Source organism: Nocardia arthritidis, from assembly GCF_011801145.1.
GTDB classification, from domain to species: domain Bacteria; phylum Actinomycetota; class Actinomycetes; order Mycobacteriales; family Mycobacteriaceae; genus Nocardia; species Nocardia arthritidis_A.
The window spans coordinates 7,266,672-7,288,699 of the sequence record NZ_CP046172.1; the positions used below are offsets into that span (position 1 = coordinate 7,266,672).

Below are 22,028 nucleotides of genomic sequence, written 5' to 3' on the forward strand. Positions count from 1 at the left end.
TCCTGCGCCGCAGGGTGTTTCAGCAGTTCATGAAGTACTGCCGCAGCTGGGTAGGCGCGCCGTCCGCACCGGCTCGGCTCCAACAGATGTTGTGCGCCATGAACGCGTAGGTCTGCCAGCCCTCGATCGGGTCGCGCCGGATGATCCGCCGGGTGTCGCCGACCGGATCCCAACTGATCATCGCCCAATTTCCGTCGCAGTCGGTGACGGTGGCCCACGCGGTGTCGAAAACACCGACGATGCCGAGGTCGTGCGCGATGATCTGGGCGGTGCAGAACTGGGTGGCGGTCTCGCTGGCTTTGGCCACCGTCGCGACAACGGGCGGGGACAGATCCGATCCGGGCAGATCCGATGCGCGGGTCGGTAGCCCGATCGCGCATGCCGCCATCAGTGCCGCGACAGCGAATCCCGCTGCCGCACGGACCAATCCGCGTATACCCATCGCCGCCTGGCCTCCACCGCCTTCGTATCGACCCGCTACCCGAGCGAGCCAATACCTTACTCGGAATATCCGAGATATCCAGGATTCGGTTAACGAAACGCGCAGGTGAGTCGCGGCGGCGGATCAGGACGCGGTCGAAAGCCGGGACGGCGCGCGCGATCCGGCCTCCTCCACCGGGCCGGACAGCCAGAAGAACAGCGGCGGCAGCACGACCTCGCTGGCCGTCAACAGGTATACGAACCAGTGCGGTGAACCGTGTACCGCGAGCGAGATGAAACGTCCGACGGCGCCGAGCGCGAGGATCCCGGACAACCAGCGGATGGCCGGTATCGCGATCGGCGTCTGCCGTGCGGCCCAGATATAGGCACCGCCGTAGCCGACGAAGATGGCGCCGAAGAACCGGCTCTGACTGTCGGCGGCGACGCCGGAGAAGTTCATGCCGGGTACCGCGGCATCGCCGAGCGCCATATGGAGGAACCCGATGCCGACGCACGAGACGCCCATCGCCATCGCCAAACCCTTCAGCCATTTCCGTTTCAGCATGCGATCCCCTCCGTCTTAGTAGACGTAAATCTACTAAGACGCTACGGCGTGTAGTAGATGCGCGTCAACTAGTGTTTCCGGAATGACCCGCCGCCGCCTCACCCCCGACGAACGCCGCCGCCTCCTCGTGGCGGCGGGCACCAGGCTCTTCGCCGAGCGCAGCTACGACGCGGTGCTGATGGACGATGTCGCGTCGGCGGCGGGGGTCTCCCGCGCCCTGCTCTATCGGCATTTCCCGAGCAAACGCGATCTTTTCATCGCGGTGTACGAGCAGGCCGCCGAACAATTGCTGGTCGACACCCCGCTCGACACGAAAAGGCCGCTGGCCGAACAACTTTCCGACGGGCTCGACGCGCACTTCGACTATTTCGAGGCGAATGCGCACGCCGTGCTCGCGGCCAACAAGGTGCTGGCGAGCGATCCGACGGTGCAGGGCATCATCGCCGGTGAGCTCGGCGAACTCCGGCGCAGGCTGCTGGACGTCATGGGCGTCGAGGGGCGGACGCGGGAGGTGGTGTCGGGCATCGTGGCGAGTTGGCTGATCTTCGTCCGGGTGCTCTGCGTCGACTGGCTGGAGCACCACACGTACACCCGTGACGAGATGCGCGCGATCTGCCTCGAGGCATTACTCGGCGCGCTGCGGCCGATCCTCGGGCCGGTGCCGCCGCCGACCGGGAATCGCGGCTGATTCACCGAATGGCATGAGGGCGCGGCTCAGAGGTTGGCCGGACGCACCACCATCACCGACGACGCCCGCTTGCCGCTCTCCCGCAGCAGCGCGATCGCCCGCCCCTCGGGATCGAAGGCCGCGTAAACCCCCGGTATCCCAACGGGTTCCAGCCAGCGCCCGTTGCGCAGGTCGTCCGCCTGCGCCGCGGTGACCTCCCGGGCGGTGAACGCGACGCGCACCGCGGCATCGATATCGAGGCCGAGCAGCGGATCGCCCGCCTCGGCGGCCGCCGCCAATTCGTCGAGCGTGCGCGCGTGTTCGAGGGTGAACGGCCCGACCCTGGTGCGGCGCAACGCCGTCAGATGTCCGCCGACGCCGAGCCCGGCCCCGAGATCGCGGGCGAGCGCCCGGATATACGTGCCGGACGAGCATTCGACCACGACATCCAGGTCGACGAAATCCGAAACATCCCGGCGGGCAAGCACATCGAACCGGGATACGGTCACCGGCCGCGCGGCGAGCTGCACCTCCTCACCGGCCCGATGCCTGGCGTACGCGCGCTCCCCGTTCACCTTGATCGCGCTCACCGTCGCGGGCACCTGCTCGATATCGCCGGTGAGTTTCCCGATATGCGCGGCGATTTCGTCGTCGGTGAGATGGGTGGCCGGTTCGGTCGCGAGCACCTCGCCCTCGGCGTCATCGGTATTCGTCGCCTGGCCGAGCCGGATGGTCGCGGTGTACGCCTTGGTGGTCAACGTCAGCAGACCGAGTAGTTTGGTCGCCCGCTCCACGCCGAGCACCAGCACCCCGGTCGCCATCGGATCGAGGGTGCCCGCATGCCCGACCTTTTTGGTGCGCAACAACTTCCGGCACTTCGCCACGACATCGTGGCTGGTCCACCCGCCGTCCTTGTCGACGACGAGCAGCCCGCCGAGGCCGAGTGCCTGCCGCTCGGCCATCAGCCGTGCACGATCGCGGTCAGGATGAGCCCGTCGGTGATCAGCCAGCGGCCATCGAACGAAATCAGCGGAGCCCCACCATCATTCACCCCACCAGGGACCAGGATTCGGCTGTGGAAGGTGCCGGAGCCGAAACCCGGTGCGCTCTCGGCGATCTCGAAGGTGATGTGCGCGTCCTCGAAGCCGAGCCAGCGCGTGGTGAGCGGCCACCATGCTTTGAAGGTGGCCTCCTTGGCGCAGAACAGCAAACGGTCGAGATGCAGGCCGGATGTGTTGGTGCGCAACCACTCCCGCTCAGGCGGCAGACTCACCGAATCCAGCACGCCCTCCGGCAGCTCGCCGTGCGGTTCGGCGTCGATTCCGATGGACCGGAATCGCAGCCGGTGGGCCAGCGCCGCCGCCCGGTAGCCATCGCAGTGGGTGAGGCTGCCGACGATGCCGCGCGGCCACACCGGCGCGCCCCGCTCGCCCTTGCCGATCGCCACCGGCGGCTCACCGAGCTCCTCCAGCGCGAGCCGGGCACAGTGCCTGGCGCCGATGAAATCTCGGCGCCGCTTCTCCACCGACTTCGCGATGAGATGTTCCTCGGCCGGATGCGGTTTCAGATCCTCCGGATAGTCCAGCAGCTCGGCCGACGCGACACCCGCGGGCAGAATTCTCTCGATCACCTTGTCCGCCTCCCCGTACCGGTCGACACTCGCACGTCAACGGCAGTGGCGGGGTCGATGACGCCGGGACCCGACGAGTCACCCATCCACTCACCAACCATCCATGCCCAGGTCGACGCCAGCATCCGTCACCGACAGCCACTTGCCATCCAGTCACCTTAAAGGCGCGGCAGATCCAGGACCAACGGCACCCCCGGCATAGTGCCGGACAGTGCAATACCGTCGTTGGTTGTCTCCGGCGCATCGGCGGTAAGCCGCTGAGGTCTTCGACAGCGCCCATCAGGCGAAGTCGGTGGCGGGTTCGGTCGCATAGTGGCTCATCACTTCGATATTCACCTGCGGTGTCAGTTCCCCGCCGTCGACGATCACGTCCTGTAGGTCGCGGAAGTACCGCACATACAGGTCGGGTGTGAAGGTGCTGAGCATGACGGCCGGTTCGCCAGTGACGCCACTTCGGGCGCGCCGCCGCCCGGCTGCATATGAGCCAACCGCCGCTGAGCCGCGCCATCCGGCAACTGGAATCGGAGGTCGGCGCGGCCCTTTTCGACCGATCGCCCACCGGTGTCGGTCTCACCCGGGTCGGGGCGGTGCTGCTCGACGAGGCACGGGCACTGCTTGAGCAGGCCGACCGCGTCAGCACGCGGGTCGCGGCCGCGGCCGGAAACGCGAACCTCACCATCGGCATCCTGGGTGACGCCACCGACCCCGGCATCGCCAGGCTGGCCGCCGCCTACCGCCATCGACATCCCGAGGTCGAGATCCGCATCCGCGATACCGATCTCACCGACCCCACCTGCGGGGTGAAGGCCGGACTGGTCGACGTCGCCGTCACCCGCGCACCGTTCAACCACACCGCCCTGACCGTGCGCGAACTGCGCGCGGACCCGGTCGGGGCGGTGCTGCGCGCCGACGATCCGCTGGCCCGCCGCGACCACCTGAAGCTGGCCGACCTGGCCGGGCGTCGCTGGTTCCAATTCCCCGACGGCACCGACCCCATCTGGCAGACCTACTGGAACGGCGGCGAGCCGCGAGAAGGCCCGATAGTTCGGGTCGTTCAGGAATGCGTGCAGGCCGTGCTCTGGAACGGCACCGTCGGCATCACTCCCCTCGGGCACACCGTGCCCGAGGGATTGGCCACGGTCCCGCTGATCGATATGGCGCCGAGCAGGGTGGTGGTGGTTTGGAACGAGGGCGACACCAACCCGTTGATCCGGTCGTTCGCGCAAGTGGCGGCGGCCGCATACCGCGATTCCCCACCTCGGCGGTGAACGCGCCGGTCAGGCGGATCCGAGGCCGCGCCGCTGCTGGGCGCGGCTGCGCATTTCCGCCGCGGCGGCCTCCATCTCCGGCGTGACCTTGAAATGCCCGCCCCACGAATTCAGCGAACCCGGCGGGTAGTCCGGCGTCGGCAGGATCTGGCGCAGCAGCCGGTCCGGCAGCCCGCGGCGCTGCCATTCGCGCGGATAGCCGAGGGACACCTCCTCGAACCGGACGCCGTCGTAATAGGAGGTGCGCGGAATGTGCAGATGACCGTAGACCGAGCACACCACGTTGTAGCTGGTGTGCCAGTCCGCGGTCAGATCAGTCCCGCACCACATGGCGAACTCCGGGTAGAACAGCACGTCGGTGGGCTGGCGGACCAGCGGGAAGTGGTTGATCAGCACCAGCGGCGCATCGGCGGGCAGCGCGTCCAGCTTGCGCTGGGTGTACTGCACCCTGGCGTGGCACCAGGCGTCACGGGTCAGATACGGGTCGGGGGTGAGCAAGTATTCGTCGGTGGCGACCACATTGCGCTCCCGCGCGATGGCCAACCCCTCGGCCTTGGTGGTGGCGCCCTCCGGCAGGAACGAATAGTCGTAGAGCAGGAACATCGGCACCAACGTCACCGGCCTGCCGAACTCCTCCGCGCCCACGCCCGTCCACTCGGGAAAGGGGTCCTCGGGCGTGAGCACGTCGAGGTCGCGGCACATCGACACCAGATAGTCGTAGCGGGCGGCGCCGTGTATCTGCACCGGATCCTTCGCGGTGGTCCACAGCTCGTGGTTGCCCGGCACCCAGATCACCTTGGCGAAGCGGCTGCGCAGCAACTCCAGCGCCCACCTGATGTCGTCGGTCTTCTCCCCCACATCACCGGCGACGATGAGCCAGTCCTCCGGCGAGTCCGCTCGGATCTGCTCGACGACCGGTCGATTCCCCTGGTGCCCGACATGAATGTCGCTCACCGCCATCAACTTGGGTATCACCAGATCTACCTTGGCACATCAACCCCACCGCCCGCAGACCACCCTGCGTCGGTCCATCTCGAATTACCGCCGAATCGCCCGGCAAAGGCGGCTATACCGCGTGGACCCGAGGCACTCGCGAAGACCAAGTCGCCTGCGGTACTTAGGATTCCGGTGTGAATACCGTGTACCGCACCTGGGATTGGCCCGCCGACGCCGCCCGTCTGGCCGAGCGGTTGGTGGCCGACCTGCCCGCACTGGAGTTGGATTTCATACCCATATCGCTGGAGCGACTGGAAGCCGAACTCCTGCGCCGGTTTTCCGACCCCGCCCAGCTGACCGCGCCCGAGGCGCGAACCTGGTACGAAGGGGCTTCCGCCTACTTCGGCGAGGTGATGGTCCGCGGCTGGGGCAAATGGGGATGGTCCACGGAATGGGACGATACCGATCCGCCGGAGGTGATGCCGCCCGAGGAGACGGACCTCGAACCCCTGTCGCCGTGGGAGGCGGTGCTTCGGGCAGTCAGTTCGCGCACGGGCGACGAGCTCATCACGGTCTGGTGCAGGTGGGATGACGCGATGATGGATTGGGTGGCCGAGTCGGTCGAGGATGCGGACTGGGAGCCCTATCAGGACGCGGACTGACGCCGCCCGAGGGCTCACGCACTGTGCGCCGGGATTTCCGCGCCCGCGCGCGCCCAGCGGCCCGAAAGTGCGCGGGCGATAACCGCTATCAACCGCAGCAGCATGAATCCGGCCAAGCCGCACCAGATTCCGGCGATGCCCCAGTCGAAGGCGAGGGCGAACCAGGTGAGCGGGAGGAAGCCGACAAGCGCCGAGCCCACGGTGATATTGCGCAGGTAGGCCGCGTCACCGGCGCCGAGCAGCACCCCGTCGAGCGCGAAGACGACGCCGCCCACCGGAATCAGCACCACGAAGAACCACCAGACCACGTACACGCGGTCGAGCACGGCCGGATCGGCGGTGAACAGATGCGGGATGAGCGACACACCGGCCGCGCAGCCGAGCGCGAGCACCACCGCGAAGAACAGTGACCAGCCGGTGACCCGGCGGGCCAGGCGGCGCGCCCCCGGCGCGTCGCCCGCGCCGAGGGTTGCCCCCACCAGGGTCTGGGCCGCGATCGCCAACGAGTCCAGCATCAGCGTGAGGAAATACCAGAGCTGGATCATCAACTGATGCGCCGCGACGGAGGCCGCGCCGAACCGGGATGCGACGGCCGCCGCGGAAATGGTGCAGGCCTGGAAGGCGAGGCTGCGCACGATCAGATCTCGCCCGAGCACCAGCTGCGCCCGTATCACCGTCCACCGCGGCGCGAGCGGGATACGTTGTCGCACAAGAGCGTTCAAGAACAGCGCGGCCATCACCAGCTGGCCCGCCAGATTCGCGACCGCGGACCCGGACAGGCCGAGCCGGGGCACGCCGAGCAGCCCGTGCACCAGCACCGGGCACAGCACACCCGAAACCGCAAGTCCGGCAACCACATACAGCAGCGGCGCCCTGGTCTGCTGGATGCCGCGCAGCCACCCGTTGCCCGCCATCGAGATCAGGATCAGCGGCACGCCGAACAGCGCGATCCGCGCCCAGGTCAGGGCCTGTGCCGCGATATCGCCGCCGCCGGCGATCGCATCGATCAACGGCACCGCGAACAACTGGATCACCGCGAGGATCAGCAGCCCGACACCGATCGCGATCCAGGTCGCCTGTACGCCCTCCGCGACGGCCCCGCGCTCATCGCCCGCGCCGTGCCTGCGCGCCGACCGCGCCGTCGTCCCGTACGACAGGAACGTCAGCTGCGAACTCGACTGCGCCAGAATCACTCCGCCCACCGATAACCCGGCCAGCGGCAGCGCGCCCAGCCGACCGACCACCGCCAGATCGAACAGCAGATAGATCGGCTCGGCGACCAGCACCCCGAGCGTCGGCAACGCGAGCGCGAGCAGACGCCGCGGCCCCGCATCGGCGGCACCCTGCAAGGTCGCCTCGCTCACGACGCCTCCTTGCCAGCGCTCATAGCTCCCCTATGTATGGCGCGCGGCACGGATGGCTCATCGGCAAGCTCACTCATTGCTCCCCCTCGCCAGCGCTCACCCACACCATGCGCGACGCGTACACCGCCCGGCAGCTCGTCATCATCAAGTACGTACCTCCACCACAGCGGATCATCCGATCATCACAATGGCATGCCGGGCCGACAACTGGCGCGAGATTTCACACCGGCGAATAGGATTGGCGCGCGTCATCTTCGGCAAGCGCCGCCTCATGGCTTGCTTCCCGCCACCACAGCCCGGCCACGAACGCGATCGCCGCGGAAGGTGGGTCCTCGGCGCGGTAAGTGCGGTGGCCGAAGCCGTGAGCCGCGCGAATCAGGCGAGCGCCGCCACCAGCGCGGCGACGAGCTGCTCCGGCTCCCCATAAGCCGTATATCCGGCCGCGAACCGATGACCGCCGCCGCCGAGCCCGGCCGCGACCGTCGCGACATCGACGCCGTCGTGCGCGCCCGGCTCGCTGTCGCGCGAGCGCAACGACACCGTCCAGCGGCCGGGTACGGTGCGGGATTCCTTGAACACCGCGGCGATTCCGGCCTCGGCGGTGGTGCGCACGATATCGATGACGCTCTCCACCTCCTCCGAATGCAACTCCCCGGCATCGGCCCGGCGCACGAACGCGTACACCAGTCCGACACCGCACACCCCCGGTTCGAGCCGGGCGCTGCCGAGCACCCTGGACAGCATGGTCAGCCAGCCGAACGGGTGGGTGTCGAGCAGGGCGCGCGCGATCTCCGCGCCGTCGATGCCGGTGGCCAGTAACCGTTCCGCCAACCGATGCGTGCCGGGCCGCACCCAACGGAACGACCCGGTGTCGGTGACGAGTCCGGCGTAAAGGCAGTGCGCCACTTCGGAATCGATCGGCACATCCCAGGCGTCGAGCAGCCGCACGATCAGGCTCGTGGTGGACTCCGCGGCCGGGTCCACCATGTTGACGGTGCCGAATCGGGTATTGGATCGATGGTGGTCGATCACCAAAGTCGTTGCGGCGCCGTCGATCCGGTCGGCGAGCGCACCCAGCCGGTTCACTCCGCCGCAGTCGACCGCGACGAGCACGTCCACCGTGCGCGGAACATCAACGGGCGCAACGATATGCGTGACACCGGGCAGGGTGCGCATCGAAAACGGCAGATCGGCGGGTTCGGCGAACGACACCCACACCGGAACTCCGCGCCGATGCAGCACCAGCGCCAGCGCCAGCCCGCTACCGACGGTATCGGCGTCGGGTTGTACGTGGCAGACGACGGTGACCGACCGCGCGGCCGTGAGCGCCGCGACCGCGGCCGTCACCTCAGCCGGATCGAGCTCGCCGACCTCGGACATCGCGGCCTCCTTCCAACGGCGCACCGTCAGCAACTCTAGGCCTGCCCGTCATCCGACCACCACCCCATCGAATCGCTCCGCTACGGAGTCGGGTCACTCCTCGTCGGGGCGCTCGACCTTATACGGGTCCGCCTCGCCCGCATGCGTCGCCGTCGCCGCCACCCGGGCCACCGCATCGTCGGAGGCGCGGGCACGGGCCAGCAACTCCTCCATCTGACGCGCCGCGTCCGGCACCGTGTCGAGCACGAAGGACAGCGTCGGGGTGAATTTCACGCCGGTTCCCGCGCCCACCTTGGACCGCAGCACGCCGGTGGCCTTGGCCAGGCCCGCGGCGGCCGCCGGATAGTCCGGTTCGGCGTCGACGGTCTCGCCCATCACCGTGTAGTAGATGGTGGCCTCCCGCAGATCCCCGGTGACCTTCGCATCGGTGATCGTCACGAAACGCAGCCGCGGATCCTTGATCTCGTATTCGATCGCGGTGGCCACGATCGAGGAAATCCGCTTGGCGAGTCGGCGTGCCCTGGCTTGATCCACCATGGCCTTGCCCTCCTCCTTCTCATGCCCTAGCTAATCTTCGGGTCCGAAGATCCGGCGGCGTACTGCCAGCAACTGTAACTCCGGACGTGCGGCGACGTGCCGTTCGCATCTGTCGAGTACCTCGGTCAGATGTTCCATACCGGAACTGACCATCGCCACTCCCAGCAACGACCGCCGATGCAGATCGTGTTCCCCGCCCTCGGCCGCACTCACCCCGAAGCGCTGCAATTCGGCCAACACCGGCCGGATCAGCGAACGCTTCTGCTTGAGCGAGTGCACATCACCGAGCAAAATATCGAATTCGAGTGCGCCCAAATACATTTCCCCACCTCCACGACTCGGATTGCGGACATCCGAGCTCGGCAGGTCCGTTCATCCGGGCGCAACACCCGGATGAACGGACCACACGAACTCGGCGCCTACCGCCCGCGACTAGTCGCGCGGCTTCTCGCGCAGCTCGTACGCCTCGACGACGTCGCCTTCCTTGATGTCGTTGTAGGTCAACGTCATACCGCATTCGTAGCCCTCGCGGACCTCGGTGGCGTCGTCCTTCTCCCGGCGCAGCGAGGCGATCGTCACGGTCTCGGCGATCACCACGTTGTCGCGCAGCAACCGCGCCTTGGCGTTGCGCTTGACGCTGCCCGAGAGCACCATGCAGCCGGCGATATTGCCGAACTTCGAGGAGCGGAAGATCTGCCTGATCTCGGCGCGACCCAGCTCGACCTCTTCGTAGATCGGCTTGAGCATGCCCTTGAGGGCCTTCTCGATCTCGTCGATGGCCTGGTAGATCACCGAGTAGTAGCGGATGTCCACGCCCTCGCGGTTGGCCAGCTCGTTCGCCTTGCCCTCGGCCCGCACGTTGAACCCGATGATGATCGCGTTCGACGCCGACGCCAGGTTGACGTTGGTCTCGGTGACACCACCGACACCCCGGTCGATCACCCGCAGGCGCACCTCGTCGCCGACCTGGATACCCATCAGGGCCTCTTCGAGGGCCTCGACGGTACCCGAGTTGTCGCCCTTGAGGATCAGGTTCAGCTCCGAAGTCTCCTTCAGTGCGGCATCCAGATCTTCCAGGCTGACCCGCTTGCGGCTGCGCGCGGCCATCGCGTTGCGCTTACGCGCGCTGCGGCGGTCGGCGATCTGGCGGGCGATCCGGTCCTCGTCGACGACGAGCAGGTTGTCACCGGCGCCCGGCACCGACGTGAAGCCGATGACCTGGACCGGCCGCGACGGCAGTGCCGCCTCGACGTCGTCGCCGTACTCGTCGACCATGCGGCGAACGCGACCGTAGGCGTCGCCCGCCACGATCGAATCGCCGACGCGCAGCGTGCCGCGCTGGATGAGCACGGTCGCCACCGGACCACGGCCGCGGTCGAGGTGCGCCTCGATGGCGACACCCTGTGCGTCCATATCCGGGTTGGCGCGCAGGTCGAGTGCGGCGTCCGCGGTCAGGATCACGGCCTCGAGCAGCTGCTCGATATTCGTGCCCTGCTTGGCGGAGATGTCGACGAACATGGTGTCGCCGCCGTACTCCTCCGCGATCAGGCCGTACTCGGTGAGCTGCTGCCGGATCTTCTGCGGGTTCGCACCCTCCTTGTCGATCTTGTTGACCGCCACCACGATCGGCACGTCGGCTGCCTGCGCGTGGTTGATCGCCTCCACCGTCTGCGGCATGACGCCGTCGTCGGCGGCGACCACCAGGATCGCGATATCGGTGGCCTTCGCACCGCGGGCACGCATGGCGGTGAACGCCTCGTGACCCGGGGTGTCGATGAAGGTGATGAGCCGGTCCTCGGCGTTGACGTGGGTCAACACCTGGTAGGCGCCGATGTGCTGGGTGATGCCGCCGGCCTCGCCCTCGCGGACGTTGGCCTTGCGGATGGTGTCCAGCAGTCGGGTCTTACCGTGGTCGACGTGACCCATGACGGTCACCACCGGCGGGCGGACCTGCAGGTCCTCCTCGCCGCCCGCGTCCTCGCCGTAGGTCAGGTCGAACGATTCGAGCAGCTCGCGGTCCTCGTCCTCCGGGCTGACCACGTGCACGACGTAGTTCATCTCGCTGCCGAGCAGCTCCAGGGTCTCGTCGTTCACCGACTGGGTCGCGGTGACCATCTCACCCAGGTTGAACAGCGCCTGCACCAGGGCGGCCGGGTTCGCGTCGATCTTCTCCGCGAAATCGGACAGCGATGCGCCGCGGGCGAGCCGGATGATCTCGCCGTTGCCGCGCGGCAGCCGAACGCCGCCGACGGCGGGCGCCTGCATCGAGTCGTACTCTTGCCGCTTCTGCCGCTTCGACTTGCGACCGCGCCGGGGGGCGCCACCGGGACGACCGAACGCGCCTGCCGCGCCACCGCGACCGCCGGGACCACCCGGACGACCGCCGCCACCGCCACCGGGACGGCCACGGAAACCACCGGCGGCACCGCCACCGGCACCGGGTGCGCCGGTTCCGGCTCCGGCGGGTGCGCCGCCACCGCCGCGGTAGTTACCACCACCGCCGCCACCGGGACGACCGCCGCCACCGGGGCCGCCGCCGGGACGTCCGGGACGACCCGCGCCGGCGGGACCCGGACGCGGCGAACGCGCGGGCATGGCACCGGGGTTCGGCCGCGGCGGCATCGAACCCGGGCTCGGGCGCGGACCACCCGGACGCGGGCCGCGATCGCCGCCCTGCGCGGCCGCCGGACGCGGACCACCCTGGCCGGGGCCGGGGCGCGGACCGCCCTGGGCCGGGCCCGGACGCGGGCCGCCCTGCGGGGCCGGGCGCGGCGCGGGACGCCGCTCCTGCTCGGGCGCGGAAGTGAAGGGATTGTTGCCGACGCGCGGGGTCTTCGGACCCGGCTTCGGGCCGCCACCGGGACGCGGGCCACCTTGCTGCTGCTGACCGGGACGCTGCTGCTGACCGGGACGCGGACCACCGGGGGTCGGGCGCGGACCGGCGGGCGCCGGAGTGGCCTTGGCCGCGGGCGCGGCGGGGGCCGGAGCCGGTGCGGGGGTGGCAGGTGCGGCGGGCGCGGCGGGCTTGGCCACCGGGCCGGGCTTCACGGCCGGACCCGGCTTCGCGGATTCGGCCGGACGCGGTGCGGGCGCGGCGGTCTCCCGCGGGGCCGGAGCCGCCGGGGCCGGGGTAGCGGCCTGCGCGGGCACCGGGGTGCGGGGACCCGGCCGCGGACCGTTCGCGGCGGGTTTCGCGGCCGGTCGGGCCGCGGAGGGTCCGGGGCGCGCCCCGGATTTGGTGCCGTTCGACGGCGCGGATTTGGTCGCGAACGACTCACGCAGCCGACGGGCGACGGGTGCCTCCACCGTCGACGACGCCGACTTCACGAACTCGCCCTGCTCCTTGAGCGTTGCGAGTAGTTCTTTGCTCGTGACACCGAGTTCTTTGGCCAACTCGTGCACGCGGGCCTTGCCTGCCACTGCTCTCCTCACTGAGAGGTCGAGCGCGACAGCCCGTCTGCAGGGGACGGGTGGCCCGCACGACCTCGGGTTATCTCCGATGGACGTTCATCGTTGGTACTTCACGGTGTGCTCATGAGTGCTCGTGCCTGTTCTCGAGGTAACGCTCCAGGGCCGAGATATCCAGATGTCCGGACACTCGTAGTGCTCTGCCGAAGGCTCGGCGCCGTTCTGCCGTGCTCAGACAAGCCGAAAGGGGGTGCAACCAGGCACCCCGTCCGGGAAGTCTGCGCCGCGGATCGGGAACGATCGCGACGACGTGTGCACCGTCTCCGGTCTCACGCTCCTGCGCCACGATCCGCAACAGATCGGCGGCCAACTCGCGTTTCCGGCATCCGATACAGGTTCGAATCGGAGACGCGTGCTGAACCTGTGACCACTCTACCGCTGCCCCGGTCGGAACGCCGAACCCGTCCCCCGAGGAAGTTACCAACCTGTCATCCGCGGCGGCCGTACCACGGGATTTGCGGTCGCCCCGAGGGTTTCGGTGATCATCCGCCACCGGTGGTACGGCACGAGTCAGGTTCAACTGCGATGAGCCTCCGTCCGCACACTGCCGCCCATATCCGGCGCGGCGTCGCTGCGGATATCGATCCGCCAGCCGGTGAGCCGCGCGGCGAGCCGGGCGTTCTGGCCCTCCTTGCCGATGGCCAGCGACAACTGGAAATCCGGGACGACCACCCTGGCGGCGCGCGCCTCGGCGTCGACGATCGTCACCGAGACAACCTTCGACGGGGACAGCGCATTCCCAACGAAGGTGGCCGGATCGTCGGCGTAATCGATGATGTCGATCTTCTCCCCCGCCAACTCGCTCATCACGTTGCGCACACGCTGGCCCATCGGCCCGATGCACGCGCCCTTGGCGTTGACGCCGGACACCGTGCTGCGCACCGCGATCTTGGACCGGTGCCCGGCCTCGCGGGCCACCGCGACGATCTCGACCGAGCCGTCGGCGATCTCCGGCACCTCCAGCGCGAACAGGCGGCGCACCAGATTCGGGTGGGTGCGCGAGAGGGTGATCTGCGGACCGCGCGGACCGCGCGAAACCCCGACCACGTAGCACTTGATCCGGTCGCCGTGCTCGTAGGTCTCCCCCGGCACCTGCTCGGCCGGCGGGATCAGGCCCTCGGTGCCGTGTAGCTCGCTGCCGATCCGGACGACGACGGTGCCTCTGGCGTTGGCGCGCGCGTCGCGCTGCACGACACCGCCGACGATATCGCCCTCGTGGGTGGAGAATTCGCCGAACGATTTCTCGTTCTCGGCGTCACGCAGCCGCTGTAGGACGACCTGGCGGGCGGTGGTCGCGGCGATCCGACCGAAACCCTCCGGGGTGTCGTCCCATTCGGAGATCACGTTGCCGTCGGCGTCCAGCTCGCGGGCCATCACCCGCACGACACCGGACTTCTGATTGATATCGATGCGCGCGTTGGGCTGATGGCCCTCGGTGTGGCGATACGCGGTGAGCAGCGCCGACTCGATCGCGGAGATCACCGTCTCGATCGAGATCCCCTTATCGGCGACGATCGCGCGCAGGGCTTCGATTTCGATGTTCATTCCACGATCCCTTCGGTCGAATCGAACGCTGTCAATGCTTCGGATAGTGCCTCGTCGTCTTCGTCTTCCAGACCCGGCCGCGGCCGACCGGGAACCACTCCGCCCGCGAGTTCCAGTTCGCGGGCGCCGGGCGGGGCGAACTCGACCTGGACGACGGCCTCGGCGATATCCGCCAGCGGTACCGTCACCCGGCGCGGGTTCTGCTTGCCGCCGAGCACCAGTGCCACCGAGCCCTCGGCGCACGCACCGATCCTGGCGTCGAATCGGTCCTTCATTCCGGGGTCGGGTGCTGCCACGCCGGGACGCAGGGTGATTCGTGCCTTGCGGCCCTGTGCACGGCGCCAGTGCCGATCCGCGGTGAGCGGACGATCGATACCGGGGGTGGTGACTTCGAGGAGGTAGGGCGTTTCACCGAAATCGCCCGCGTCGTCGAGCGCGTCCGAGAGCTCGTTGCTCAGTACGGCAATGGTATCCAGATTCGAACCGGTGTCGCTGTCGACGGTGACCTTCACCCGAGCTTGCGCGCCCGCATTCTTTCCGGCCGTCGAGATCTCGACGCCCTCGAGGTCGAATCCTCGGCGTGCGACGAGTCCAGCAACGAGCTGGCTCACCCTTTCCTCGGTCGGCATCGGCATGTGGGGCGGCTCCTGGTTCAGTTGTGACGCGGCGGGAAAATTCTCTACCGAAGGTCTAGCGTAACGCGCCCAGAGAGTGTAAAGGACCAGCGGGCAGCCCATCCGCGCGCCACGACGGTGCCGCGGCACCGCGCGGGCGGCGGCGCGGACGCCGGTCCGAGGCCGGTCGGCGAATCTGGCACGATGGTCCCGTGCCCATCCGCCTCACCACGCCGTCGGCCGCCCCGTATATTTCCGGCATCCTTCTCGATACACCGAATCGGCGCAGCGTGCTACGACTGTTCGGCGGAACGACGGCAGGTTTGCTCGCGCTGGGCGCGGCGTCCGGATGCGCCAGGGAGGATCCGGTGCACGATCCGGATCCGCTTGCCGCACAAGAGGTTCTGGCCCGCGCCGACGCCGATGCGGCGAAGGCGGCGATCGCGCTGGCCCCGCAGCGCACGGCCGCGCTCACCACCATCGCCGCCGAGCGGTCCGCGCACGCCGACGCCCTGCGCGCCGAAATCGACCGCGTCATCGGGGTTTACGGCGACGGCACCATTCCGGTGCACCGGACCAGGTCGATGGAGCCCGGCTCGACCGGCGGCGCGAGCGCATCGGAAACTTCCGGTACGCCGGTACCAGCTTCCCCACCGCCGAGCGTCGACGCTCTGCGCGATCGGCTGAACCGGGCCCGGCAGTCCGCAGCCGACCTGGCCCGCACCCAGACCGGCTACCGGGCCGGGCTGCTCGCCTCGATCAGCGCGGCCTGCGCGGCCCAGGCGGGGGTGCTGCTCGCATGACCGACGCGGAGAACCAGGCGCTGCTCGCGGCGCTGCACGCGGAATACGCGGCGATATACGCCTACGGCATGGTGTCCGCGTACGCCTCCCGGGAGCGCGTCAGGTTGATCGCGCAGAGCGCGGCCGCGCACCGAGCCCGCCGGGACAGCACCATCGATGCGCTGAAGGCCGCCGGTGTCACCGTCCCGCCGCCGGATGCCGCCTACACCATGCCTTTTCCGGTGAACGATCCGATTCCGGCCGCGAAACTCGCCGTCGCGATCGAGCAGGACGGCGCCGTCGCATGGCGCGGGGTCGTCACCGCGGCCGAATCGGAATCGGTGCGGCGCAATGGAATCGACGCACTCACCGACTGCGCGGTGCGGCTGGCCACCTGGCAGGCGATTCTCGGAACGAACCCGCCGACAACGGCTTTCCCCGGTAAGGCGTAGCGCCGTCTGCCATCCGCACCGGGTGCTTTGTCCTGCCCCGGCCAGGCACGGCATCGCCCCCCATGTCTGACCGGAGCCACGAGGGTCGACGGCTTCCCCGGCACGAACGCAGTGCCGCCCGCTGTCCCGCGCCGGAACCGCGAGGCCCCACGGCTTCCCCAGCACGGGCAGAGCGCCGCCCGTCATCCTGTGGCGTGCCAGGACGACGGGCGTGCGTCCGGCTTTACGGACGCATTTCGTATGCGCCGTCGTAGGATTCGACGCGCGACCACACGCGGTCGAAGCGGCCGCGGTCCGCGGCGGGACCGCGCAGCGCGGCGATGGCCCAATCCCGTTGTGCGGCAGTGGCGGACGGCTTGCCGTACAGGGTGGTCGCGTAACCGTTGAAATCGCGGACCTGGAAGTCGAAGATCTGGTCGATCAGATCGCGGTCCAGTCCGGTGATCGCCGCCTGTTCCAGGATCAGCTGGCCGTACACCACCAGCGAGAACAGGTGGCCGATGGTGAGCATGAAATCGAGGTCCAGCTGCTGTTCGGCATCGGGCGCCGCGGTGGCGAGCAGCGTGCGCAGCGCCTGGGCCTGTTCGTAGAAGCGGGCGACATTCGGTATGTCCGAATGCTTTTCGTACACCGGAGCCCAGTCGGCGAACTGCACCTTGCCCGCGCCGCGAGCCGGGCCCTGCCGCCAGAAGAATTCGTCGTCGGCAGCGTCGCGCCGGGTGCCGATCTCCGGGTAGTCCTTCGGGTTGAACAGGTAGTTCGGCATGAACTTCAGGATCTGCCCGACGTTGACGTGCACCGTGCCCTCCAGCCGGGGCAGGGTGTTGATCAACCGCTGCACCTCGGCGAAGTAGGTGTTCTTCTCGAATCCCTTGGCGGCCAGCACATCCAGCAGCAGCGTCATGACCGTCTCACCCTCGGAGGTGACCTTCGACTTGGTCATCGGGTTGAACAGCAGGTAGCGCCGGTCCTCCAGGCTCGCGCTGCGGAAGTAGTCGACGGCGCGATCGCTGAACAGCTTCATCGCGACGGTGCGCGCGTACGCGTCCACGAAATTGGTTCGCACGTGCGGGAAGTCGGTGACCCGCTTGCCGTACAGGATCCGGTTGTGCGCGTGGGTGATCGCCTCGTAGAAGGAGTGCTCCACCATGCCGATGCCGCCGTGGCACAGGTTGAACTTGCCGACATTGACGGTGTTCAGCGCGGCCGAGAAGGCCTCGGGGCCGGTGTGCAGGATGTCCTCGGCGCGTACCGGGTAGTCCTCCAGCCGGAAGGTGCTGACGTACATCTGCTGATGCACGACATTTCCGAGCAGATGGTAGTTCTCGTGCCTGCTGTCCGCGGCGAACCACACATAGCCGTCGGCGCCTTCGATATCGGCCCGGCGGGAGAACACCGAAACCATGCTCGCCACATTGCCGTTGCCGATGTAGTACTTGGATCCGTTGGCGCGGAACAGGATTCCGGCCTCGGCGTCGGCACTGCCCGGTTCCGTCGGGGTGAGCACCAGGTCGGTGTTGTAGATATCGGCGCCGTGTGTCTGCTCGGACAGGCCGAACGCCATCACCTCGCCCGCGGCCAGGTCGGCGGCGGCGCGCTTCTTGGCGGTGGCGTTATCGCTCTGCCAGATCGGGCCGAGGCCGAGGATGGTCACCTGTTCGGCGTACCAGTACGCCAACCCGTAGAAGCCGAAGATCTCCGACAGCGCCGCATTGCGGGCGGCGTCCCAGCGCCGGTTCGGATCGCCGTCGGCGTGCGCGGCGGGGGTCAGGAAGGTCGCGAACAGCCGCTCCTTCTTGACGAAATCGAGGAAGTCCGCGGTCCAGACCGCATCCGCGTCGTCGGCGAGCAGCCGCACCTTGCCGCGCGACTCGAACCACTCGATGGTGGCCCGCAGCAGCCGCCGCGTCTCGGCGTCGAAGTGCTGCGGGTCGTAGGTGTTCGGATTGAACAACAGCGCGTCGGTGCTTGTCATGACGGTTAACTTACCAGCGAGTAATAGCAGCACCAGCCCCATCTACCGATGCGTGACCAGCAAATCTCGCCTACGGAACCGTAGGTGACACGGTCGGTCTCACCCGGGGGTCTTTTGTTTCACTGAATCAAATGATATGTTTGTTTCATGGAAGCAAATAAAGATCAGGTATCCCGCCTGGTACGCGCCACCTCCCGCTTCGCGGAGGCATACCGGCAGGGCACCGCCCGCGCATTCGACCCGGTGCGGGTCGGCGTGCTGCGGCTGGCCGCCGAATCCGGCCCACTGCGCGCCGGTGAGATCGCGGAGCAGTTGGATGCGCTCCCCTCCTCGATCACCCGGCATGTCCAAGCACTGGTCGAATCCGAACTGGTGTCGGCGGCCCCCGATCCCAACGACCGGCGCGTCGTGCTGGTCGAGGCCACCGACGCGGGTCGCGCCGAACTCCAGAAATTCCAGGATGTGGGCAATCAGGTGTATGCCGAGGTGATCGCCGACTGGTCCGCCGAGGATGTGGAAACCCTAACCCGCCTGCTCGACCGGATGATCGATTCCTGGTCCGCCGTGGGCTCTTCCCGGCAGCAACAGGCAAACAAACGTCACTCCCGCCAATTCGGCTGGAGCCGAATCTAATTCAGCGATTACGAAGGAAAAACCATGCCTACCAACGAACCACTGAAGGTCATCGTCGCCGGCGGCGGCATCGGCGGACTCGCGCTGGCCAACGGCCTGCGCCGCGCCGGTGTCCAGGTCTCGGTCCACGAACGGGATACCCTGCGCACCGACCGACTCCAGGGCTTCCGCATCCACATCAGCCCGCACGGCAGCCGTGCGCTCGCCGAACTGCTCTCGCCCGAGATGTATTCGACCTTCGTCGCCTCATCGGGCAAGGGCGGCAACGGACTCGGCTTCATGACCGAACAGCTGAAGACACTGTTGCAGGTCGATCCGGAAGAGCCGGACGAGAATCCGGCCGGCGGTGGGCATTTCGGCATCAGCCGGATCACGCTGCGACAGATCCTGCTCGCCGAACTCGGCGATACGGTGCGCTACGACAGCATGTTCGAGCGCTACGAGCGGCTGCCGGACGGCCGCGTGGTGGCCCACTTCGCCGATGGCGGTTCGGAAATCGGCGATGTGCTGGTCGGTGCGGACGGTGGCACCTCGCGGGTGCGGGCGCAGTATCTGCCGTACGCACAGCGGGTCGAGACCGGAATCGTCGCAATCGCGGGGAAATACGCGCTCACCCCGGAATCGCGCGAGCGGCTCGACGCCCGGCTGCTGGCCAACCCGACGAGCATCATGCCGCCGAGCGGTTGCGGAATGTTCATCGCACCACACGAATTCGACATTCCGGCGCGAGCCGGAATCGGCGAAACCGAGGCCGGCGCCGAGCCCGGTCTGCTGTTCGACAACACCCAGCCGTACATCTTCTGGGCGTACGCGGCCAAACGCGAGCGCTACGGCGTCGACCTGGATGCGCTGCGCAGCGCCGAACTGCACGAGCTGGCGGGCGGGATGACTGCGGACTGGGCACCGGAGCTGCGCTTCCTGATCCGCGCGTCGGACAGTGACGCGACGACTCTCATCCCGATCAAGACCTCCGTCCCGATCGAGCCGTGGCAGACCACCAATATCACCCTGCTCGGCGACGCGATCCACAGCATGACCCCGTTCCGCGGGATCGGCGCGAATACCGCACTGCGCGACGCGCGGCTGTTGTGCCGCAACCTCATCGCCGCCGACCGGCGCGAACTCGCCCTGCTGGACGGTATTCGCGACTACGAACGCCAGATGATCGACTACGGGTTCCAGGCCGTGCGCGACTCGCTGACCGCCGCCAACCAGACCGTCTCCGACAGCCGATTCGGCCGCCATGCGGGCAAGGTCTTCTTCCGCACGGCGAACGCGATACCGGCGATAAAGCGAAAGATATTCGCGGACTTGGACATCGAATGATCCGAAACGCATCGCGGCCCCGACGGCGCACCGTCGAGGCCGCGACGGTTCAGCCGCGGATCTTCGCGACGACCGCCTCGACCGCGGTTTCGGCAGGAATCTCCACGCTCTCACCGCTGAAACGATCGCGCAGTTCCACCTTGCCCTCCGCCCAGCCGCGGCCGATCACCAGAACCCAAGGCATACCGAGCAATTCGGCATCCTTGAACTTGACGCCCGGCGAGGCGGTGCGGTCGTCGAACAGCACGTCGAGGCCCTGGGCGTCCAGCCCGGCCACGACCTGCTCGGCGCCGGCGCGGGCGGCGTCGTCCTTGTTCGCGATCACCACGTGCACGTCGTATGGCGCGATCTCGGACGGCCAGCGCAGACCCTTCTCGTCGTGCTGCTGCTCGGCGACCACCGCGACCATGCGCGAGACGCCGATTCCGTAGGAACCCATGATCAGGCGGACCGGCTTGCCGTTCTCGCCGAGCACGTCCACCTCGAAGGCGTCGGTGTACTTGTAGCCGAGCTGGAAGATGTGGCCGATCTCGATGCCGCGCGCCGCGACCAGCACCCCGCGCCCGTCCGGCGACGGATCGCCGTCGCGGACCTCGGCGGCCTCGATGGTGCCGTCGGGGGTGAAGTCGCGACCGGCGACCAGTCCGACGACGTGCTTGCCGGGGGCGTCCGCGCCGGTGATCCAGGCGGTGCCGGTGCCGACCCTCGGGTCGACCAGATAGCGAATACCGTTGTCCTGCAATGCCTTCGGGCCGATGTAACCCTTCACCAGGAATGGGTTCGCGGCGAAATCCGCCTCGGTGAGCAGATCCACCTCGGCCGGTTCGACGGCGGCGCCGAGCCGCTTGTCGTCCACCTCGCGGTCGCCGGGGACGCCGATGCCGAGGATTTCGGTCTTGCCGTCCGGGTACCGCAGCTTCACCATCACGTTCTTCAACGTGTCGGCCGCGGTCACCGGGCGATCCAGCACACCGGCCGCATTCGCCCAGTCGACCAGGGTCGCGATGGTCGGGGTGTCGGGGGTGTCGTGCACGACGGCCGCGGGCAGGCCGTCGACCGGCCGCGGTTCGGGCGCGGGGGTGACGACGGCCTCCACATTCGCGGCGTAACCGGATTCGCGGCAGATGACATAGGTGTCCTCGCCGACCGGGCTGTCGGCCAGGAATTCCTCGGAGGCACTGCCGCCCATCGCGCCCGCGGTGGCCGCCACGATGACGTATTTGACGCCGAGCCGGTCGAAGATGCGCTGGTAGGCCTCGCGGTGCGCGTTGTAGCTCGCCTTCAGGCCGTCCTCGTCCAGATCGAAGGAGTACGAATCCTTCATGATGAACTCGCGGCCGCGCAGGATGCCCGCGCGCGGACGGCCTTCGTCGCGGTACTTGGTCTGGATCTGGTACAGGATGACCGGAAGGTCCTTGTACGAGTTGTATTCGCCCTTGACGGTGAGCGCGAACAACTCCTCGTGGGTGGGGCCGAGCAGATAGTCGGCGCCCTTGCGGTCCTGCAGCCGGAACAGCGTGTCGCCGTATTCGGTCCACCGGTTGGTGGTCTCGTACGGTTCGCGCGGCAGCAGCGCCGGCAGCGAGATCTCCTGCGCGCCGATCGCGTTCATCTCCGACCGAACGACATCCTCGACCTTGCGCAATACCCGCAACCCCAGCGGCAGCCACGAGTAGACGCCCGGGGCGACGCGGCGGACATATCCGGCGCGGACGAGGAGTTTGTGGCTGGGCACCTCTGCGTCGGCGGGATCGTCACGCAGGGTACGCAGGAACAGTCGGGAGAGGCGGGTGATCACGACAGC

General features: G+C 68.1%; 23 protein-coding genes and 1 pseudogene. 8 read left to right on the plus strand and 16 right to left on the minus strand.

Features of this window, described 5'->3' with window-relative positions; genetic code table 11:
* Window positions 1-19: 19 nt before the first annotated feature.
* Window positions 20-442, minus strand: coding sequence for a hypothetical protein (locus tag F5544_RS32575; RefSeq protein WP_167476727.1), 423 nt, complete (start codon window positions 440-442; stop codon window positions 20-22).
* Window positions 443-565: 123 nt separating this feature from the next.
* Window positions 566-985: a DUF4345 domain-containing protein gene (locus F5544_RS32580; protein WP_167476728.1), complete on the minus strand. Its 420-nt coding sequence runs from the start codon at window positions 983-985 to the stop codon at window positions 566-568.
* A gap of 82 nt (window positions 986-1,067) precedes the next feature.
* Between F5544_RS32580 and F5544_RS32585 the strand changes: the two genes are divergently transcribed.
* Window positions 1,068-1,673, plus strand: coding sequence for a TetR/AcrR family transcriptional regulator (locus tag F5544_RS32585; RefSeq protein ID WP_167476729.1), 606 nt, complete (start codon window positions 1,068-1,070; stop codon window positions 1,671-1,673).
* A gap of 26 nt (window positions 1,674-1,699) precedes the next feature.
* Here the strand turns inward: F5544_RS32585 and truB are convergent, their stop codons facing one another.
* From truB to F5544_RS32600, 3 genes are all read right to left on the minus strand, one after another.
* Window positions 1,700-2,614, minus strand: coding sequence for a tRNA pseudouridine(55) synthase TruB (truB, locus tag F5544_RS32590; RefSeq protein ID WP_167476730.1), 915 nt, complete (start codon window positions 2,612-2,614; stop codon window positions 1,700-1,702).
* Complete coding sequence (gene npt, locus F5544_RS32595; protein ID WP_167476731.1) at window positions 2,614-3,282, minus strand: 4'-phosphopantetheinyl transferase Npt; 669 nt, start codon at window positions 3,280-3,282, stop codon at window positions 2,614-2,616. The genes truB and npt overlap by 1 nt, the downstream gene beginning before the upstream one ends.
* A gap of 279 nt (window positions 3,283-3,561) precedes the next feature.
* On the minus strand, window positions 3,562-3,708 hold the full coding sequence (locus F5544_RS32600) for a hypothetical protein (protein WP_203217400.1): 147 nt from the start codon (window positions 3,706-3,708) through the stop codon (window positions 3,562-3,564).
* A gap of 32 nt (window positions 3,709-3,740) precedes the next feature.
* Between F5544_RS32600 and F5544_RS47170 the strand changes: the two are divergent.
* A pseudogene (locus F5544_RS47170) lies at window positions 3,741-3,854 on the plus strand (helix-turn-helix domain-containing protein); the annotation flags it as partial.
* Between the two features lie 15 nt (window positions 3,855-3,869).
* Entirely contained in the window at window positions 3,870-4,550 is a 681-nt protein-coding gene (locus F5544_RS32605) for a LysR family substrate-binding domain-containing protein (RefSeq protein ID WP_275107067.1), read from the plus strand.
* A gap of 9 nt (window positions 4,551-4,559) precedes the next feature.
* Here F5544_RS32605 and F5544_RS32610 read toward each other — a convergent pair whose 3' ends face one another.
* Window positions 4,560-5,525, minus strand: a complete 966-nt coding sequence (locus F5544_RS32610) for a metallophosphoesterase family protein (protein WP_167476733.1) — start codon at window positions 5,523-5,525, stop codon at window positions 4,560-4,562.
* 155 nt (window positions 5,526-5,680) lie between these two features.
* Here F5544_RS32610 and F5544_RS32615 point away from each other — a divergent pair, with 155 nt between their 5' ends.
* A complete protein-coding gene (locus tag F5544_RS32615; protein ID WP_167476734.1) occupies window positions 5,681-6,148 on the plus strand; it encodes a hypothetical protein in 468 nt (155 codons plus the stop codon).
* 14 nt (window positions 6,149-6,162) lie between these two features.
* Here the strand turns inward: F5544_RS32615 and F5544_RS32620 are convergent, their stop codons facing one another.
* The 8 genes from F5544_RS32620 to rimP form a co-directional block, all read right to left on the minus strand.
* Window positions 6,163-7,512: an MATE family efflux transporter gene (locus F5544_RS32620; RefSeq protein ID WP_238846778.1), complete on the minus strand. Its 1,350-nt coding sequence runs from the start codon at window positions 7,510-7,512 to the stop codon at window positions 6,163-6,165.
* Window positions 7,513-7,887: 375 nt separating this feature from the next.
* A complete protein-coding gene (locus tag F5544_RS32625) occupies window positions 7,888-8,892 on the minus strand; it encodes a DHH family phosphoesterase (RefSeq protein ID WP_167476735.1) in 1,005 nt (334 codons plus the stop codon).
* A 93-nt stretch (window positions 8,893-8,985) separates the two neighbouring features.
* Window positions 8,986-9,429 carry a 30S ribosome-binding factor RbfA gene (gene rbfA / locus F5544_RS32630; RefSeq protein ID WP_167476736.1) on the minus strand — a complete coding sequence of 148 codons (444 nt, stop codon included), beginning with the start codon at window positions 9,427-9,429 and terminating at the stop codon, window positions 8,986-8,988.
* Between the two features lie 30 nt (window positions 9,430-9,459).
* Window positions 9,460-9,750: a DUF503 domain-containing protein gene (locus tag F5544_RS32635; RefSeq protein ID WP_167476737.1), complete on the minus strand. Its 291-nt coding sequence runs from the start codon at window positions 9,748-9,750 to the stop codon at window positions 9,460-9,462.
* Between the two features lie 111 nt (window positions 9,751-9,861).
* Complete coding sequence (gene infB, locus F5544_RS32640) at window positions 9,862-12,849, minus strand: translation initiation factor IF-2 (protein WP_167476738.1); 2,988 nt, start codon at window positions 12,847-12,849, stop codon at window positions 9,862-9,864.
* Between the two features lie 112 nt (window positions 12,850-12,961).
* Window positions 12,962-13,240, minus strand: coding sequence for a YlxR family protein (locus F5544_RS32645; protein WP_225726775.1), 279 nt, complete (start codon window positions 13,238-13,240; stop codon window positions 12,962-12,964).
* Between the two features lie 173 nt (window positions 13,241-13,413).
* Window positions 13,414-14,442: a transcription termination factor NusA gene (gene nusA, locus F5544_RS32650; RefSeq protein ID WP_167476740.1), complete on the minus strand. Its 1,029-nt coding sequence runs from the start codon at window positions 14,440-14,442 to the stop codon at window positions 13,414-13,416.
* Window positions 14,439-15,077 carry a ribosome maturation factor RimP gene (gene rimP / locus F5544_RS32655; RefSeq protein WP_167476741.1) on the minus strand — a complete coding sequence of 213 codons (639 nt, stop codon included), beginning with the start codon at window positions 15,075-15,077 and terminating at the stop codon, window positions 14,439-14,441. The genes nusA and rimP overlap by 4 nt, the downstream gene beginning before the upstream one ends.
* A gap of 191 nt (window positions 15,078-15,268) precedes the next feature.
* Between rimP and F5544_RS32660 the strand changes: the two genes are divergently transcribed.
* A complete protein-coding gene (locus F5544_RS32660; protein ID WP_342760393.1) occupies window positions 15,269-15,859 on the plus strand; it encodes a hypothetical protein in 591 nt (196 codons plus the stop codon).
* A complete protein-coding gene (locus F5544_RS32665) occupies window positions 15,856-16,290 on the plus strand; it encodes a ferritin-like domain-containing protein (protein ID WP_167476742.1) in 435 nt (144 codons plus the stop codon). The genes F5544_RS32660 and F5544_RS32665 overlap by 4 nt, the downstream gene beginning before the upstream one ends.
* Before the next feature lie 223 nt (window positions 16,291-16,513).
* On the opposite strand, the gene F5544_RS32670 is transcribed toward F5544_RS32665, so the two are convergent.
* The gene (locus F5544_RS32670; protein ID WP_167476743.1) at window positions 16,514-18,265 is read right to left on the minus strand and encodes an acyl-CoA dehydrogenase family protein; all 1,752 of its coding nucleotides are present in this window, start codon (window positions 18,263-18,265) and stop codon (window positions 16,514-16,516) included.
* A 147-nt stretch (window positions 18,266-18,412) separates the two neighbouring features.
* On the opposite strand from F5544_RS32670, the gene F5544_RS32675 reads away from it, so the two are divergent.
* Both F5544_RS32675 and F5544_RS32680 read left to right on the plus strand, forming a co-directional pair.
* A complete protein-coding gene (locus F5544_RS32675; protein WP_167476744.1) occupies window positions 18,413-18,898 on the plus strand; it encodes a MarR family winged helix-turn-helix transcriptional regulator in 486 nt (161 codons plus the stop codon).
* Between the two features lie 24 nt (window positions 18,899-18,922).
* Window positions 18,923-20,224, plus strand: coding sequence for an FAD-dependent oxidoreductase (locus tag F5544_RS32680; protein ID WP_167476745.1), 1,302 nt, complete (start codon window positions 18,923-18,925; stop codon window positions 20,222-20,224).
* A gap of 49 nt (window positions 20,225-20,273) precedes the next feature.
* Here the strand turns inward: F5544_RS32680 and F5544_RS32685 are convergent, their stop codons facing one another.
* Window positions 20,274-22,022, minus strand: a complete 1,749-nt coding sequence (locus tag F5544_RS32685) for a proline--tRNA ligase (RefSeq protein WP_167476746.1) — start codon at window positions 22,020-22,022, stop codon at window positions 20,274-20,276.
* Window positions 22,023-22,028 lie beyond the last annotated feature (6 nt).